Below are 16,147 nucleotides of genomic sequence, written 5' to 3'. Positions count from 1 at the left end.
CTCCTCCTCAGCCGAACTGCTGCCAGATGGTCTTGTAGTCGCAATATTTGTCGATCGCATGCACCGACCGGTCGCGCCCGAAACCGGACTGCTTGAAGCCGCCGAACGGCGTCGCGAAGGTCGCCATGTCATAGGTGTTGATCCAGACCGTGCCGGCATGGATCGCTTCCGAGAAGCGGTGCGCCCGGTCCATGTCCTTCGTGAAAACTGCGCCGGCGAGACCGTAGACCGTGTCATTGACGATCGTCAGCGCTTCCTCCTCGGTGTCGAACGGAATGGCGGCAAGCACGGGACCGAAGATTTCCTGCCGCGCCAGGCTCATGTCGTTGGTCATGTCGATGAAGACACCCGGCGAAATATAGCAGCCGCCCGTTTCCGCCAGCACGCGCTCCGCCCCGAAGGCCCGTCGCGCGCCCTCCTGCTCGCCCGCCGCAATCATCGAGAGTACTTTTTCCATATGCGTCTCTTCGATGAGCGCCCCGATCTGCGCCGACGGGTCGAGCGGATGCGCGAGCACGATGTCGTTCTTGGCCACCGCCTCGATCTTGCTGACGAGCGCCTCCTGCACGGAGCGCTGCACGATCAGCCGCGTCGACGCGTGGCAGGTTTCACCGGAATTGTAGAAGCAGCCCCAGGCGGCGGCGGAAGCAGCGGCGTCGAGATCGGCATCCTCGAAGACGACGAGCGGCGACTTGCCGCCGAGTTCCAGCGCCACGCGCTTGACGTTCGACTGCGCCGCATAGCCCATGATCAGCTTGCCGACCTCGGTCGAGCCCGTGAAGGCGATCATGTCGACGTCCATGTGAAGCGCCAGCGGCTTGCCGGTCTCCTCGCCGTAGCCGGTGACGACGTTGAAGACGCCGGCCGGAAGGCCGGCTTCGACGGCCAGTTCCGCAAGCCGGATCGCCGTCAGCGAGGACTGTTCCGCCGGCTTGAGCACAACCGAATTTCCGGCGGCGATCGCCGGGCCGAGCTTCCAGGCGTCGATGATCATCGGATAATTCCACGGGGTGATCGCCCCGACGACGCCGAGCGGCACCTTGCGGACGAGCGCGCGGGCCTTCGGACCCGTCGGCGCGATCTCGTCATACATCTTGTCGACCATCTCGCCGTAATACTGGATGCCGTCGGCGCAGAGCCGGACGTCGACATTCAGCGACGCCGTCACCGGCTTGCCGACATCGATCGTCTCCAGCATGGCGAGCTCCTCGCCGTGAGCACGGATGAGACCCGCCCATTCGAGCATGATCTTCTTCTTGTCGCCCGGCTCCTTGTGGCGCCAGACGCCGCTCGCGAAGGCCGCGCGTGCTGCGGCCACTGCGGCATCGACATCCGCCGCATCGCCGCGCGCCAGAACCGGCCCCGCAGCACCGTCCATCGGCCGCGGCCGCGTGATGGTCAGGCCGGACCGGGACGGCCGGTGCGCGCCGTCGATGAAGTGGCGCCCCTCGAGACGAAGCGAGGCGAGCAGCGCTTCCCAATAGGTCCGTGTATATTGCGTGCCCATGCGGTGTCCTCCGGTTCAAAGCGTCTTCGGCAGCGCCATCATCGCGGCGGCGACGCGGTCGATGTCTGCGTCCGACAGGTCGCGGATGGTGGATCGGCGCATCGGCTGGTTTTCCGGAGCCCGCATCTCGCGGGCAAGGTCGTCTGCCGCAAAGGCCGCAAAGGCGGCAGGCAACGCCCGCACGAGCCCGGCACGATCCATCAGTCCGGAGACGAAGGCCGGGAGGTCGCGCGCCGAGGCGAGCCCGCAGGCTCCGGCCGCGTCATTCAGGTCCACGGTGTCCGCCTCGACCAGCCAGGCCAGCGTCACCTCGAAGGCAAGGGCGGTCGCAAGGCCGTGGTGCACGGGGGCAAGACCCGCCAGCGCATGGCTGATGGTGTGCGCGATCGCCGTTCCGCAATTGTCGATGGCGACGCCGGCGTAACAGGAGCCGAGCAACATGCGTCCGCGGGCAGCCAGATCCTCCGGGCTCTGCACGGCCGGTTCGAGCGCCCTCGCGATCAACCGCAACGCCTCGTGTGCGAAGAGCTTTGCGCCGGTATGCGCATTCCTGTTGGTGGCCGCCTCGAAGGCGTGCACGAAGGCATCGAGGCCGCACCAGGCGGTAAGATTCGCCGGCAGGCTCGTCGTCAGGGCTGGATCGAGCAGCACGAGATCCGCCTTGGTCTCGACGCCCCAGATCCAGAGCTTCCTGCCCTCCGGTCCGGCGAAGATGTTCGTCGCGGAGGTCTCGGACCCGGTGCCCGCCGTGGTCGGCACCATAATCTTGGCAAGCGGGTTCTTCGGCAACGGGTTGGCGGCGAGCGCATAGTGCATCGGGTCCTCGCCGGAGGCGGCACAACAGGCCGTGATCTTGGCAATGTCGAGCGCCGAACCGCCACCGATTCCCACAACGAGATCGGCGCCCTCGGCCGCTGCAACCGCCGCGCGCAGGTGCTGCAGCTTCGGCTCGCCGGAAAAGCCGGAAAAGACCGCGGTTGCAACGCCCGCATCGACGAGCTGCTTCTTCACGCGATCGGCAAGGCCGCTTTGAGCGAGGAACGCATCGGCGACGACGAGAGCGGCCGCGGCGCCCATGCTGCGCGCCGCCTCGCCGATCTGGCGATGGACATCCGCGCCGAACCGAATTTCGGGAATTGCCTGCGTGGTGAAATGCAAGGGAGCGCTCCGGGGAAGACGACCGACGCTTTACCCTGCATCACAATCTGATATTTTCAAATCCATCCGATTTTCGGCTATTTTGATTATTTGAACTTATAAAGGCAGGAAATGCTGGACCGGATCCCCCTGGAGTGCTTTCGCGTCTTCGATGCGGCCTGCCGCCACATGAACTTCTCCCGTGCCGGGCGGGAATTGCAGATCACCCAGGCAGCCGTCAGCCATCGCATCCGGGGGCTGGAAGACCATCTCGGCGCCCGGCTTTTCGAGAGGGCGGGCAAGAATCTGCGACTCACCCCGCAGGGTGAACGGCTGTTCCAGCGCGTCCGCTCCTCACTCGACTACCTGGAGGAAAGCCTCGAACCCTTCCATACCGGCGGCGAACAGCCGATCACCATCGCGGCGAGCGGCTCCGTCTCCCATCTCTGGCTCGGACCGCGGCTGCGGACCTTCATCGACGCCAATCCCGGCGCCGCCATCCGTCTGATCACCTCCGACAGCCCGGTCGATCTCGCGTCCGAGAACAACGACCTCGTCATCCTCTACACGACGGGCGAGCATCCGCGCTGGCATCTCAGCCCGCTGATGATGGAAGAGCTCGCCCCCGTCGCGGCGCCCGGTTATGTCGCAGCCGCCGGCATCGATCCGCAGACGGTCGATCTTGCGCTGCTGCGAAGCCTGGACCTCATCGACTACGACCGCTTCAATGCCAACTGGATTTCGTTCCGCCAGTGGTTTTCCAGAGTTGCGCCGAACGATCCGCCGTCGCGCGTCAGGCCGCGTTTCACGTTCTCGAACTATGGAATGGCGATCGACGCGGCCCTGCGGGGCGACGGTGTCGCGCTCGGCAGCCTCGGGCTGCTGGAGCGCCATCTCGCCGCCGGATCGCTCCTGCGCCTCGGCGGGGCGAGCCTAGCGACCGGTTACGGTTACTATCTCGGTCTGCCGCGTTTCCGGACCGCCTCCGCCACCGCAACCCGGCTTCACCTGAGCCTGCTTGCCGCTCAGGGCGCGGCCGCATCCCCAGAGGATGATGGCCCTTCCCCGGACGCGCCGGTTCAATGAACGCAGCATGTCCCGGAACATTGTCAGTCGGCGGCCACAGGCCGGTCGCGCCGACCGACATTTCCTGAGTTGTTGGGGAATGTTTTCCTTTGCATTTCACTCGAAACTTGCAAAACTGCCGCGCAATGGGGACAATCGGCATCCTGCCGCACGGGACAGCTTCCGAAGAGGGGCCGCGGCAGCTCCGGTACAGCTACGATCGCAACCGATGACTCTGCTTTCATTCAGTCTTTCACTTTATGCCTTTGTGATGCTTCTCTTCCTCCACCGAACACTTGAGGAGGGCGGCGGACCGACAGGAGCCTGGGACGCCGGTCGGCTGAAGGGTCTGGCGCTCAGCCTGACCTGGCCACTGGCGCTTGCAGCCGTCCTGCTCGTGGCTTATCAGGAACGCCGGAGCAATTGACAATGCCGGTCGGCGCGTGGAGTTTCCGGCGCTTCCAGCGGCCACGCCCGGCACCAGGATCTTCGACGGGACATGACGGACGGCACCAGCGCAAGATCCGGCAAAGGCTTCTTCATCGCGCTTTCGGCCTGTCTTGTCCTGGCCATCCTGGCGACCTTTCTGCTCGCAAACGATTACCGCAATCTCAATCATCTTCTGGTGCGCACCGGCTTCGATCCGATTTCCACGTCCGGCGACGATCGGGAACTGCGGCCGTATGAACTGCGCGGCAATCGCATCCCGCGACCGAAGGTCGCGATCCCCGATCGGCTGATCTCGCGCATCGTGCCGATGGAAACGAAATTCAAGCGCGCGATCCGTCGCGATCCGAAGGATCTTTGCGAAGCCTTGCGGCGCACCGGCTTTGCCAGCTCGGGCTGGCGCGAGGGCGGCTTTGCGGCAGGCAGCTGGGAATGCTCTTCCTATCGCGAGTTTCCCACCGACCGGGAAGGAACGCGGGCGCCCACGTCGGCCTATCTGGCGATCCGCGGCAACCAGGAGACGCGGATCACGTCGTTCCGCATCAAGCTCAATGTCGAAAACCGCAATACGTTGCCGGACATGACGGGCGCCGTGCTTGCCGCCATCCGCACCTTTCTGGACGAGGTGCGCTGGGAGGAGGCACCGGACATCCTGGCGAATATCGAGTCCCTGACTGAGTTCGACATCATCCGCTTCGGCAACCGGATCCAGCTCAAGAGGGAATTCAGCGAGACGCCGCGCTACAATTTCCTGATCACGCCCGATCGGACGCGCCCGAAGAACACCTATATCCCGGACTATTTCAACCGGAGCCTCTGGCTGCCGCTTCCCGAAGAGCTTCGCGGTCCCTTCTGAGCCCGGATGCCACCTATGCCTGCGGCACTTCGGACTCCCGGCCGAACTCGTCCTCCAGGCGGATGATGTCGTCCTCTCCGAGATAGGATCCCGTCTGCACCTCGATGAGCTCCAGCGTGATCTTGCCGGGATTGGCGAGGCGATGAATCTCGCCCTGCGGAATGTAAACGGATTCGTTCTCCCGCACCGGCATCGTGCGCTCGCCGATCGTCACCTCCGCCGTGCCGCGGACCACCACCCAATGCTCCGAACGATGGTGATGGCGCTGCAGCGACAGCCGCTTGCCCGGCGTGACGAACAGGCGCTTCACTTGGAAGCGTTCGCCCTCCAGCATGGATGTGAAGCCACCCCAGGGACGATAGGACGTCCTGTGGGTCTCGGTGAGATGCACCGTCGACTTCTCGGCGGCGAGTTGCTTCACCAGTCTGCCGACATCCTGGCTGTCCTCGATCCGTCCGACATAGACGGCGTCCTCGCTGGCGATGACGGCCAGGTCGGCGAGGCCCTGGACCGCGACATGGATGTGCTTCGACAACACGAGCGAGTTTTCCGTACCGATAAGCGTCACCTTGCCGTCGGTGACATTGCCCTTGTCGTCCCGGTCCCCCTGTTTCCAGACCGAGTCCCAGCTTCCAAGGTCGGACCAGGCGAAGGGCGACGGAACCACCGCAGCGATCGGCGTCTTTTCAAAAATCGCGTAATCGATCGAAATGTTCGGCGCGGCGGCAAAACTCTCCGCGTCAAGGCGCTCGAAATCCAGGTCGCCCTTCAGGTTGTCGATCGCGGCGACCGCCGATTCCAGCACCTCCGGCGCATACTGGCGCAACTCCCGCAGGAAAACGGCGACCGGCAACATGAAGAGACCGGAATTCCAGAGATAGTTGCCGGCGGCCAGCAGTTCCTCGGCCCGCGCCTGATCCGGCTTCTCGACAAACCGCTTGACGGCATGCACGCCGTCGCCAAGCGCCTCGCCGAGTTCGATATAACCGTATCCCGTCGCGGGTTCCGTCGGGGTGATGCCGAAGGTGACGAGCCGTCCGGCAGCCGCGGCGCGGCGCGCCTTCTCGACGCAGTCGAAATAGACCCGGTCGGCCTTGATCTCGTGGTCGGAGGCGAGCACCTGCATGATGGCGCCCTCGCCGAAACGCCGGGCGACGAGCGTCGCTGCCGCAGCCAGAGCCGGGGCGGTGTTGCGTGCGACGGGCTCGAGCAGGATCGAAGAGAGCGCAACGCCCGCGGTACGCGCCTGCTCCGCCACCATGAAGCGGAAATCCGCGTTCGTCACGACGATCGGCGGTTCGTAGAGTTCTGTGGCCGACACGCGCTGCAGGGTTTTCTGGAAAAGCGTCGCCTCGCCGAGGAACTCCAGGAACTGCTTGGGCGCTGCCGCGCGGGACAGGGGCCAGAGCCGCGTGCCTTTGCCGCCCGCCATGATGACCGGTACTATGCGCTCGCCCACGAAATCCATCCCGTTTCAGATAGAGCCTGTGCCGGAATCGTCCAGTCTCGTCCGGCCCGGCGGATAGAAGCAGCAATTGCGCGTGAGGAAAAGCACAAACCGATCGCTGCGCGACGCTTCAGCAAAGGTGCTTAACAGCAACAGAAACCGCGCCGGAGCGGGGTTCTGAAAAGTCTTGCCCTTGGGAAAACCGGTCAGGCCGGCAGGATCGCGCCGTGCAGCGTGGTGAGCTGCGCCATATAGGTTTCGAGCGTAAATCTGTGATCGTCCGACGTTGCGCCGGCAAGCTCCGCCTTCGCGGCATCGATCCGCTTGCTGATTAGCGCGGCGTCGAAGGCATCGACGTGGACGGCGGACTCGGCAAGCAGCGTGCATCCCTTCGGCAGAATATCCGCGAAACCGCCGAACACGACAAAACTGTCGGTCTTGCCGTCGGCGAACCTGACCTTCACCACGCCCGGCTTGATCGTCGTCATCGTCGGCGCGTGGTTGGCCATGACGGTCATCTCGCCTTCCGTTGCCGGAAGCACCACCTCGGTCACGCTGCCGGAAACCAGCAGACGCTCCGGAGACACGAGTTCAAAGTTGAAACTGTCGGCCATGACCAATCACTTCTTCTGTTTTCGTCGGGTCAGGAGAGGGCACCCTCGAAAGGACGCCCGTTCCTCCGATCAAGCGGCTTCGGCAGCGAGCTTCTTCGCCTTCTCGACGGCTTCGTCGATGGAACCGACCATATAGAAGGCGGCTTCCGGCAGATGGTCGTATTCGCCGTTGACGAGGCCCTTGAAGCCCTTGATCGTGTCTTCAAGTGCCACGAGCTTGCCCGGCGAACCGGTGAAGACTTCGGCAACGAAGAACGGCTGGGACAGGAAGCGCTCGATCTTGCGGGCACGGGCAACGGCCAGCTTGTCGTCTTCGGAGAGCTCGTCCATGCCGAGGATGGCGATGATGTCCTGGAGAGCCTTGTAGCGCTGCAGGGTCGTCTGCACCTTGCGGGCGACCTCGTAGTGCTCCTCGCCGACAACCATCGGGTCGAGCATGCGCGAGGTGGAGTCGAGCGGGTCGACGGCCGGATAGATGCCCTTTTCGGCGATCGAGCGCGACAGAACGGTCGTCGCGTCGAGGTGGGCGAACGAGGTTGCCGGCGCCGGGTCGGTCAAGTCGTCGGCCGGAACGTAGATCGCCTGAACCGAGGTGATCGAGCCCTTGGTCGTCGTCGTGATGCGCTCCTGCATCTGGCCCATGTCGGTGGCGAGCGTCGGCTGGTAGCCCACGGCCGACGGGATGCGGCCGAGCAGAGCCGACACTTCGGAGCCCGCCTGCGTGAAGCGGAAGATGTTGTCGACGAAGAACAGAACGTCCTGGCCCTTGTCGCGGAAGTCCTCGGCGATCGTCAGACCGGTGAGCGCGACGCGGGCGCGGGCGCCCGGCGGTTCGTTCATCTGGCCATAGACGAGGGCCGCCTTGGAGCCTTCGCCGCCGCCGTGCTTGTTCACGCCGGATTCGATCATTTCATGGTAGAGGTCGTTGCCTTCGCGGGTGCGTTCACCGACGCCCGCGAACACCGAGTAACCGCCGTGCGCCTTGGCGACGTTGTTGATCAGTTCCATGATGAGAACGGTCTTGCCGACGCCGGCGCCGCCGAACAGGCCGATCTTGCCGCCCTTTGCGTAAGGCGCGAGCAGGTCGACGACCTTGATGCCGGTGACGAGGATCTGCGCTTCCGTCGACTGCTCGACATAGGCCGGCGCCTCCTGGTGGATGGCGCGCATGCCGGAGGTAACCAGCGGACCGGCTTCGTCGACGGGCTCGCCGATGACGTTCATGATGCGGCCGAGCGTCTCGTCGCCGACCGGAACGGTGATCGGAGCGCCGGTGTCGACAACCTGCTGGCCGCGAACCAGACCTTCGGTCGAGTCCATCGCGATGGTGCGCACTTCGTTTTCGCCGAGATGCTGCGCCACTTCCAGGACGAGCCGGTTGCCGAGGTTCTCGGTTTCGAGCGCATTGAGGATCAGCGGCAGGCTGCCTTCGTCGAAGGCCACGTCCACGACGGCGCCGATGACCTGGGTCACGCGGCCGATGGCGCCCTTCGCCGTCACGGCCGGCTTTGCTGTCGTCGCGGCCTTGGCTGCAGCTGCCGGTGCCTTGGCCGCCGTCTTGCTTGCGGCCGCCTTGGTGGTCGTTGCGGCCTTCGCCGGAGCAGCAGCGGCCTTGGCCGGCGCTGCCTTCTTGGTCGTGGTGGCCGCCTTGGTCGCTGCGGCGGTGTCCTTCGGGGTAGCTGCCTTAGCCATGATTCTTACCCTCTTTGTCCTGGTCCTTAGAGCGCTTCGGCGCCCGAGATGATTTCGATGAGTTCCTTGGTGATCTGAGCCTGGCGCTGGCGGTTGTAGCTCAGCGTCAGCTTGTTGATCATGTCACCGGCATTGCGCGTCGCGTTGTCCATGGCGCTCATCTTGGCGCCCATCTCGCCGGCGACGTTCTCGAGCAGCGCCCGGAAGATCTGCACGGAGATGTTGCGCGGAATAAGGTCGCTGAGGATCGCCGCGGCGTCGGGCTCGTAGTCGTAGATCGCGCTCGCACCGGTCTGCCCGACGGCCTCCGGAGCGGCGGCCGGGACGAGCTGCAATGCGGTCGGGATCTGCGAAATGACCGACTTGAACTCGGAATAGAAGATGGTGCAGACGTCGAATTCGCCATGCTCGAAGAGCGAGATCACCTTGCGGCCGATCTGGTCGGCGTTCTCGAAGCCGATGCGCTTGACGTCGCGCAGGTCGACACGATCGATGATCAGCGATGCGAATTCGCGGCGAAGGATATCGAAGCCCTTCTTGCCGACGCAGATGATCTTGACCGTCTTGCCGCTCGCCAGAAGCTTGCGGGTGTGGTCGCGGGCGAGCCGCGCGATCTGCGAGTTGAAACCGCCGCAAAGGCCGCGCTCGGCCGTGCAGACGACGAGCAGGTGCACGTCGTCCTTGCCGGTGCCCGTCATCAGCCGCGGTGCCGAGTCGTCCTGGCCCACCGCCTGCGCGATGTTGGCGAGAACCGCGCTCATGCGCTGCGAATAGGGCCGGGCGGCCTCGGCCGCCTCCTGCGCACGCCGAAGCTTCGCCGCGGCGACCATTTTCATCGCCTTGGTGATCTTCTGCGTCGCCTTGACGGAGGCGATCCGGTTTTTCAGATCCTTAAGTGAAGGCATCCGTTTTCCGTCCTAGAATGGAACCCTGTCAGGAGAAGGACTTGGCGAAGGCATCGAGAGCAGCCTTGAGCTTGCCCTTGGTGTCGTCGCTGATGGCCTTTTCCGTGCGGATCGTGTCGAGGATGCCCTTGCCCTCGGAACGCATGTAGCCGAGCAGACCCTGTTCGAACTTGCCGACCTGGTTGACGGCGATCTTGTCGAGATAGCCGTTGACGCCGGCGAAGATCACCGCGACCTGCTCTTCCGTCTTCAGCGGCGAGAACTGCGGCTGCTTCAGGAGTTCGGTCAGGCGCGCGCCGCGGTTCAGGAGGCGCTGCGTCGCAGCATCGAGGTCCGAACCGAACTGCGCGAAGGCGGCCATTTCGCGATACTGAGCGAGTTCGCCCTTGATCGAGCCGGCAACCTGCTTCATCGCCTTGATCTGCGCCGCCGAGCCCACGCGCGATACCGACAGGCCGACGTTAACGGCCGGGCGGATACCCTGGTAGAACAGGTCCGTTTCAAGGAAGATCTGGCCGTCGGTGATCGAGATCACATTGGTCGGGATGAAGGCCGACACGTCGTTGCCCTGCGTTTCGATGACCGGCAGGGCGGTCAGCGAGCCGGCGCCCTGGTCGTCGTTGAGCTTTGCGGCACGCTCGAGCAGGCGGGAGTGCAGGTAGAACACGTCACCCGGATAGGCTTCGCGGCCCGGCGGGCGGCGCAGCAGCAGCGACATCTGGCGGTAGGAAACGGCCTGCTTTGACAGGTCGTCGTAGCCGATGAGGGCGTGCTTGCCGTTGTCGCGGAAATATTCGCCCATCGCGCAGCCGGCAAACGGTGCGAGATACTGCATCGGCGCCGGGTCGGATGCGGTTGCAGCAACGATGATCGAATACTGAAGCGCACCGCGCTCTTCGAGCACCTTGACGAACTGGGCGACGGTCGAACGCTTCTGGCCGATGGCGACGTAGACGCAGTAAAGCTTGTCGCCTTCCGGTCCGTTGTCGTGGATCGCCTTCTGGTTCAGGATCGTGTCCAGAATGATGGCGGTCTTGCCGGTCTGGCGGTCGCCGATGACGAGCTCGCGCTGGCCGCGGCCAACCGGGATGAGAGCGTCGATGGCCTTGAGGCCTGTCGACATCGGCTCATGCACCGACTTGCGCGGAATGATGCCCGGCGCCTTGACGTCGACGCGCGAACGCTGCTTGGCGTTGATCGGACCCTTGCCGTCGATCGGGTTGCCGAGCGCGTCGACGACGCGGCCGAGCAGTTCCGGGCCTACGGGAACGTCCACGATGGCGCCGGTCCGCTTGACGGTGTCGCCTTCCTTGATGTCGCGGTCGGAACCGAAGATAACGACGCCGACATTGTCGCTTTCGAGGTTCAGCGCCATGCCGCGGATGCCGCCGGGAAACTCGACCATTTCGCCGGCCTGGACATTGTCGAGGCCATAGACACGGGCGATGCCGTCACCCACGGAGAGCACCTGGCCGACTTCCGAGACTTCCGCCTCTTTGCCGAAGTTTTTGATCTGATCTTTGAGAATTGCGGAAATTTCCGCGGCGCGGATATCCATCAGCCGACCTCTTTCAGTGCAAGCTTAAGGGTAGAGAGTTTGGTGCGAAGGGAGGTGTCGATCTGGCGGGACCCGACCTTGACGATCAGACCACCGAGAATGGACGGGTCGACAGTGACGGAGACCGCCACGTCTTTGCCGGTGACGCCCTTGAGCGCCGCCTTCAATTCTGTTTCCTGCGCTGCGGTCAGCGCATGAGCCGAGGTGACCTCGGCCGTGACTTCTCCCCGATGGCGGGCGGCGATCACGCGATAGGCGCGGATCATGCCCGGCACGGCGAAGAGCCGGCGGTTCGACGCGACCACCTTGAGGAAGTTCGAGACCAGCATCGAGAAGCCGGCTTTTTCGGCGATGGCCGCGATGGCCTTCGCCTGGTCCTCGGCGGAGAAGACCGGGCTCGTCACGAGCCGCTTCAGATCCGCACTTTCGTCGATGAGAGTCTGGAAACCATCGAGTTCGGAACCGACGCCGTCGGCGGAGCCAGCTTCAAGCGCGAGTTCGAAAAGCGAGGACGCGTATCTTTCCGCAACACCGGAAACAAGCTGGGATGTGTCTGCCACGGGCACAAGCTTCTCTTATTTTCATCCAAAGCGCTTGCCTAGCGGAGAACCGTAAGCCTAACACTTTGAATTCGTTGCGATAATCTTCAGCTCCCACAGGCTTTTGACGCCCGCTTTTTCTGAATTTCGCGGTTCGTCTAGCATAGGAACTCTGGACTCGCAACACGCCTGGGTCAGGAATGCGCCTTATGTCTATCCGTCTGGGGCGGAATCTGGGCGAAATTGAATCCGCGTTCGCGAAAGGCTTCAAATTCGCCCGTTCAGCCGCCCAGAAATCCGAACACGTGGAGCAGTGGCATGACGGCAAGGACAAGCTGCACGACAAGGAAGACGACGCTCCTTGCGGAGAACGAACCGTCCGACATCAGGGACAGAATCCGGCCAAAGCAGGCAAGCGAAAAACCGGCGCCGAGGGCGAGATAGATCCAGTCCTGCGCGAGCAGCAGCGCGGCGATGGCGAGCCCCGCATAGAAGCCGCCGGTTGAGCGCGCGCCGGCGAGACCGTCCGCCCGGCCCTCGCGCAGGTCGAGCCCGTTGAGCCGCAGCGACGTCCGCGGTGCGAAGAGGCCGATCAGACCGAAGACGGCGGTCGCAGCCGCCGCTGCGAAGGCCGACAGTTCGCCGGTTTCGGTCGGCCAGTAGAATTCGAACATGCGAGCTCCTTTCGCGTGCCGCACCGTTATGCCACGGGACCGGCAGAGCCGGAATCCCGGGTCGCCGCATTTGAACAGCTGTTTGCCGGCCGGTCAGAGGAAGCTCTGCGGATCGATGTCCACCTGCACATGGATCGAGCCGCGCTCCTTCGGTCCGTTGGCCAGCATGGCCTTGAGATAGCCCTGCATGTCGCTGCCGCGGCGGCCGTGGACGAGCAGCCGGAAACGGTGCCGGCCGCGGACCAGCGCGAGCGGCGCCTCGGCCGGACCGAGGATCGCGATGCCGTCGGCACGCGGAGCCGCCTGCCTGAGGCCGCGTGCATGGCCTTCCGCATCCGCCCGGCTCTCGGCCGAAACGATCACCGACGCAAGGCGCCCGAAGGGCGGCAGGACCGCCCGCTCGCGCTCGCCGATCTCGCGCTCGTAGAAATCGCGCGCCTCGCCCGAAACGATCGCCTGCATCACGGGGTGCTGCGGCTGATAGGTCTGGATGAGCCCGTGGCTCTTCAGGCCGGACCGGCCGGCACGTCCCGTCACCTGCGACAAAAGCTGGAAGGTGCGTTCCGCCGCGCGCGGATCGCCGTTCGACAGCCCGAGATCGGCGTCGACGATGCCGACCAGCGACATCAGCGGAAAGTTGTGCCCCTTGGCGACGAGCTGCGTTCCGATGACGATGTCGGCCTCGCCCTTGGCGATGGCCTCCAGCTCCAGCCGAAGCCGCTTGACACCCATCAGGTCGGAGGAAAGCACGATGGTGCGTGCCTCCGGGAAATGCCGCTCGACCTCTTCCGCGATGCGCTCGACGCCGGGGCCGCAGGCGGCGAGATGGTCGAGCGTGCCGCATTCCGGGCAGGCGTCCGGCGTGCGCTCCGCATGGCCGCAGTGGTGGCACTGGATCTGCCCGCGGAAACGGTGCTCGACGAGCCAGCTCGAGCAATTGGGGCACTGGAACCGGTGGCCGCAGACACGGCAGAGGGTGAGTGGCGCATAGCCGCGCCGGTTGAGGAAGAGCAGTGCCTGCTCCCTCTTCTCCACCGTCTTGCCGATGGCGCGCAGGAGGACCGGCGACAGGAACCCGCCGCGCTGCGGCGGATGGCGGCGCATGTCGACGAGATGCAGATCCGGCAGCGCCGCGTCGCCGAAGCGCGTCGGCAGGTGCAGCATGCGGTAGCGGCCGGAATCGCCGTTGACCCGGCTTTCGACCGACGGTGTCGCGGAGACGAGCACGGCCGGAAAATCGCCGATGCGGGCCCTGACCACCGCCATGTCGCGCGCGTTGTAGAAGACACGGTCCTCCTGCTTGTAGGCGGGGTCGTGCTCCTCGTCGACGATGATGAGGCCCAGGTTCTCGAAGGGCAGGAACAGCGCGGAGCGCGCACCTGCCACGACCCGCACGTCGCCCGTCGCCGCCTGGCGCCAGACCTTTTCACGGATGCGCGGCGCCAGGTCCGAATGCCATTCGGCCGGCCTGGCGCCGAAGCGATCCTGGAAGCGCTCAAGAAAGCTCGCCGTCAGCGCAATCTCGGGCAGCAGGATCAGCACCTGCCGGCCCGCGCGCAGCGTCTCGGCGATCGCCTCGAAATAGACCTCCGTCTTGCCTGATCCGGTGATGCCGTCGATCAGCGTCACGCCGAAGCCGCCCGATCTCACCGCCTCCACCAGGTCGGCGGCGGCCTCCGTCTGCGGGCCTTCGAGCCGCGGCGCCGCGTGATCCGGATCGGGGGCGGCGACCACCGGCGGCGGCGGCAGGAAGACCGTCTCGAAACTGCCCTGCCGCGTCAGCCCGTCGATGACCCCAGACGAGGTGCCCGCCGCATGGGCGAGGCCGGAGCGCGTCCAGGCGAAACCGTCCGATGCGAGCGCCAGCACGCGCTCGCGCGCCGGTGTCAGCCGCTCCGGCCTGACGCCGGTGAACCGCAGCCCCTCGACCATCGGCTCGGGATCGAAGGCGGCCGGCGCCCGCAGCGCCATCCGCGCCACCAGGCCCGGCGGCGTCAGCGTATAGGTGGACACCCAGTCGAGAAAGGCGCGCATCTCCCTGGAAAGCGGCGGGCAGTCGAAGACCTTCTCGATCGGCCGCAGCTTCCTCGGATCGACCTTGTCCTCGCCGTCGCCGTCCCAGACGACGCCGGCCACCATGCGCGGCCCGAGCGGCACCTGCACGATGGAGCCCGGTTCCACGGCCACGCCGTCCGGCACGGCATAGGAATAAGCCCTCGGCGCCGGCATGGGGATCATGACGGGCACGGTGCGCGGGCCCGACGGCACGCCGAAGAGATCGATCGAATCGGACGTCATGGCGACCGATCCTGCCCCGCGCGCCCGGCAAAGGAAACCGGCAGGCAGACGACGGCAGCCGTCATGCGTCCTCCTCGTCGATTTCTCCGGTGAGCCGCATGCCGTCGATCCAGGTCGCGCCGTCCCGCCGGATGACCCGGCGCGCCCTGATGCCCGCACGGCGCGACACTTCGTCGGCCAGGAGCTCGGAATGCGTCACAAGCCAGATCTGGCTTGCGGCGCTCGCCTGCACGATCATGTCGGCGAGCGGACCGAGCATGGACGGATGCAGGCTCGCCTCGGGCTCGTTGAGCGCGATGAAGGGCGGCGTGCGATAGGAAAGCAGCGCGGCGGCAAGCCCGAGAAACCGAATCTGTCCGTCCGACAGTTCGCGCGCCTGAAACAGGCGGCCCGGAAATTCCGGAAAGGCCAGCCCGAATGTCGCATGGGCCTCGGGATCGCCGACGACGAGCGATGCGCCGCGAAAGGCATCCGACACGGCGCGGTCGATATCCACGGTATCCTCGCGGATGCAGGCAAGGGTGGCGAGGACCGCGGCGAGATTGGCACCGTCCTCGTCCAGCATCGGCGCCGTCACGGCAAGCGCCGGCGCCCGCAGCGGCGAATCGCGGTCGGTGCGGAAGCCGTGAAAAAAGCGCCACTGCGTCACGGCGCGGCGGAAGGTGCCAACCTCGGGGAAATGCCCGGCATCGCCAAGCAGCGCCAGCGCCGTTTCGGAGGGCAGCGCCTGCTCGGGATGTGTCTCCATCCGGCCGTTTTCGCCGCGCACCGAGATCGACGGACCGGCCCGCTTCATCATGACGACGGGCCGCGAGCCGGGCGTGACTGTCAGCTCCTCCAGCTTCACCTGCGGCTCGAAGGTGAAGCCCGCCGCGGCCGGCGGTTTCAGCCCGGCTTCGATGCGGTAGCGGAAGGTCGCTGCCCGATCCTCGTCAAGGAGTTCGGTCTCGAGCCGGATGCGCACCGGATCGGTGGCGCGCCGCGGCCCGCTCCACAGCGCCGAGGCCATGCCGCCCTCCTCCGCGATCTCGCGCGCGAAGGTGCCGCGCGCTGCGGCCTGCAGCAGGTGAAGGGCGCGGTAGAGGTTGGATTTCCCGGCGCCGTTCTCGCCGACGAAAAGGTTGAGCGCGCCGAGATCCATGCGGATGGACCGCAGGGACCGGTAGTTTTCGGCGAACATGGAACGGACGATCATCGCCCTTCCCTAAGCCAAGATCGAACGGCTTTGAAGGGTGTTATGGCAACTGCTGGGCCGGCCGGCCGAAAACCGCATCGGCATCGCTCGCAAGCGAGACGACGCTGTGACGCTCCAGCGCGCGGGTCACGTCCGCCGGATCACCGTCGAGCGCCTCGGGCGGGATCAGATTGCCGATGGTGAACTCGAAGCGGTTGCTCTTCTTGTTCAGGA

At 65.3% G+C, this 16,147-nt stretch carries 14 protein-coding genes and 1 pseudogene; 3 read left to right on the top strand and 12 right to left on the bottom strand.

The genetic code is table 11. The features are described from left to right. Positions 1-7: 7 nt before the first annotated feature. The gene (locus tag LXM94_RS05360; protein ID WP_235770127.1) at positions 8-1,507 is read right to left on the bottom strand and encodes an aldehyde dehydrogenase family protein; all 1,500 of its coding nucleotides are present in this window, start codon (positions 1,505-1,507) and stop codon (positions 8-10) included. Between the two features lie 15 nt (positions 1,508-1,522). Beyond that, positions 1,523-2,665 carry an iron-containing alcohol dehydrogenase gene (locus tag LXM94_RS05355; RefSeq protein ID WP_235770126.1) on the bottom strand — a complete coding sequence of 381 codons (1,143 nt, stop codon included), beginning with the start codon at positions 2,663-2,665 and terminating at the stop codon, positions 1,523-1,525. 111 nt (positions 2,666-2,776) lie between these two features. Here LXM94_RS05355 and LXM94_RS05350 point away from each other — a divergent pair, with 111 nt between their 5' ends. The 3 genes from LXM94_RS05350 to LXM94_RS05340 all read left to right on the top strand — a co-directional run bounded on the left by LXM94_RS05350 (position 2,777) and on the right by LXM94_RS05340 (position 5,012). Next, positions 2,777-3,730, top strand: a complete 954-nt coding sequence (locus LXM94_RS05350) for a LysR substrate-binding domain-containing protein (protein ID WP_235770125.1) — start codon at positions 2,777-2,779, stop codon at positions 3,728-3,730. Between the two features lie 208 nt (positions 3,731-3,938). Then, positions 3,939-4,136 (top strand): hypothetical protein, encoded by a 198-nt coding sequence (locus LXM94_RS05345; protein WP_235770124.1) that lies wholly within the window; start codon positions 3,939-3,941, stop codon positions 4,134-4,136. 72 nt (positions 4,137-4,208) lie between these two features. After that, positions 4,209-5,012: a DUF6030 family protein gene (locus LXM94_RS05340; RefSeq protein ID WP_235770123.1), complete on the top strand. Its 804-nt coding sequence runs from the start codon at positions 4,209-4,211 to the stop codon at positions 5,010-5,012. A gap of 13 nt (positions 5,013-5,025) precedes the next feature. Here LXM94_RS05340 and LXM94_RS05335 read toward each other — a convergent pair whose 3' ends face one another. From LXM94_RS05335 to LXM94_RS05290, 10 genes and pseudogenes are all read right to left on the bottom strand, one after another. After that, a complete protein-coding gene (locus LXM94_RS05335; protein ID WP_235770122.1) occupies positions 5,026-6,471 on the bottom strand; it encodes a mannose-1-phosphate guanylyltransferase/mannose-6-phosphate isomerase in 1,446 nt (481 codons plus the stop codon). Positions 6,472-6,665: 194 nt separating this feature from the next. Beyond that, positions 6,666-7,073 (bottom strand): F0F1 ATP synthase subunit epsilon, encoded by a 408-nt coding sequence (locus tag LXM94_RS05330; RefSeq protein ID WP_235770121.1) that lies wholly within the window; start codon positions 7,071-7,073, stop codon positions 6,666-6,668. Positions 7,074-7,142: 69 nt separating this feature from the next. After that, complete coding sequence (atpD, locus tag LXM94_RS05325) at positions 7,143-8,765, bottom strand: F0F1 ATP synthase subunit beta (RefSeq protein WP_235770120.1); 1,623 nt, start codon at positions 8,763-8,765, stop codon at positions 7,143-7,145. Positions 8,766-8,791: 26 nt separating this feature from the next. Beyond that, positions 8,792-9,670, bottom strand: a complete 879-nt coding sequence (locus tag LXM94_RS05320) for a F0F1 ATP synthase subunit gamma (RefSeq protein ID WP_235770119.1) — start codon at positions 9,668-9,670, stop codon at positions 8,792-8,794. Positions 9,671-9,698: 28 nt separating this feature from the next. Continuing rightward, positions 9,699-11,228, bottom strand: a complete 1,530-nt coding sequence (atpA, locus tag LXM94_RS05315) for a F0F1 ATP synthase subunit alpha (protein ID WP_235770118.1) — start codon at positions 11,226-11,228, stop codon at positions 9,699-9,701. Further along, the gene (locus LXM94_RS05310; RefSeq protein ID WP_235770117.1) at positions 11,228-11,794 is read right to left on the bottom strand and encodes a F0F1 ATP synthase subunit delta; all 567 of its coding nucleotides are present in this window, start codon (positions 11,792-11,794) and stop codon (positions 11,228-11,230) included. Before LXM94_RS05310 ends, atpA begins: the two co-directional genes overlap by 1 nt. A gap of 254 nt (positions 11,795-12,048) precedes the next feature. Beyond that, positions 12,049-12,441, bottom strand: a complete 393-nt coding sequence (locus LXM94_RS05305; protein WP_235770116.1) for an AGROH133_08824 family phage infection protein — start codon at positions 12,439-12,441, stop codon at positions 12,049-12,051. 93 nt (positions 12,442-12,534) lie between these two features. Further along, positions 12,535-14,739 (bottom strand): primosomal protein N', encoded by a 2,205-nt coding sequence (locus LXM94_RS05300; RefSeq protein ID WP_235770115.1) that lies wholly within the window; start codon positions 14,737-14,739, stop codon positions 12,535-12,537. Between the two features lie 61 nt (positions 14,740-14,800). Further along, the gene (locus LXM94_RS05295; protein ID WP_235770114.1) at positions 14,801-15,934 is read right to left on the bottom strand and encodes an AAA family ATPase; all 1,134 of its coding nucleotides are present in this window, start codon (positions 15,932-15,934) and stop codon (positions 14,801-14,803) included. Between the two features lie 40 nt (positions 15,935-15,974). Further along, positions 15,975-16,147 (bottom strand): annotated as a pseudogene (locus LXM94_RS05290) (acyltransferase); the annotation flags it as partial.

It is taken from the genome of Rhizobium alarense (assembly GCF_021555155.1).
GTDB classification, from domain to species: domain Bacteria; phylum Pseudomonadota; class Alphaproteobacteria; order Rhizobiales; family Rhizobiaceae; genus Rhizobium_D; species Rhizobium_D alarense.
Note: the sequence above shows the minus strand (reverse complement) of the source record. Positions and strands in the feature narration are given on the sequence as shown.

Excerpts from the sequence above, each read along its gene's own strand:
- LXM94_RS05320 (WP_235770119.1), bottom strand. The coding sequence starts at position 9,670 with ATGCCTTCACTTAAGGATCTGAAAAACCGGATCGCCTCCGTCAAGGCG.
- LXM94_RS05345 (WP_235770124.1), top strand. The coding sequence starts at position 3,939 with ATGACTCTGCTTTCATTCAGTCTTTCACTTTATGCCTTTGTGATGCTT.
- LXM94_RS05305 (WP_235770116.1), bottom strand. The coding sequence starts at position 12,441 with ATGTTCGAATTCTACTGGCCGACCGAAACCGGCGAACTGTCGGCCTTC.
- LXM94_RS05295 (WP_235770114.1), bottom strand. The coding sequence starts at position 15,934 with ATGATCGTCCGTTCCATGTTCGCCGAAAACTACCGGTCCCTGCGGTCC.
- LXM94_RS05340 (WP_235770123.1), top strand. The coding sequence starts at position 4,209 with ATGACGGACGGCACCAGCGCAAGATCCGGCAAAGGCTTCTTCATCGCG.
- atpD (WP_235770120.1), bottom strand. The coding sequence starts at position 8,765 with ATGGCTAAGGCAGCTACCCCGAAGGACACCGCCGCAGCGACCAAGGCG.
- LXM94_RS05350 (WP_235770125.1), top strand. The coding sequence starts at position 2,777 with ATGCTGGACCGGATCCCCCTGGAGTGCTTTCGCGTCTTCGATGCGGCC.
- LXM94_RS05300 (WP_235770115.1), bottom strand. The coding sequence starts at position 14,739 with ATGACGTCCGATTCGATCGATCTCTTCGGCGTGCCGTCGGGCCCGCGC.
- LXM94_RS05360 (WP_235770127.1), bottom strand. The coding sequence starts at position 1,507 with ATGGGCACGCAATATACACGGACCTATTGGGAAGCGCTGCTCGCCTCG.
- LXM94_RS05330 (WP_235770121.1), bottom strand. The coding sequence starts at position 7,073 with ATGGCCGACAGTTTCAACTTTGAACTCGTGTCTCCGGAGCGTCTGCTG.
- atpA (WP_235770118.1), bottom strand. The coding sequence starts at position 11,228 with ATGGATATCCGCGCCGCGGAAATTTCCGCAATTCTCAAAGATCAGATC.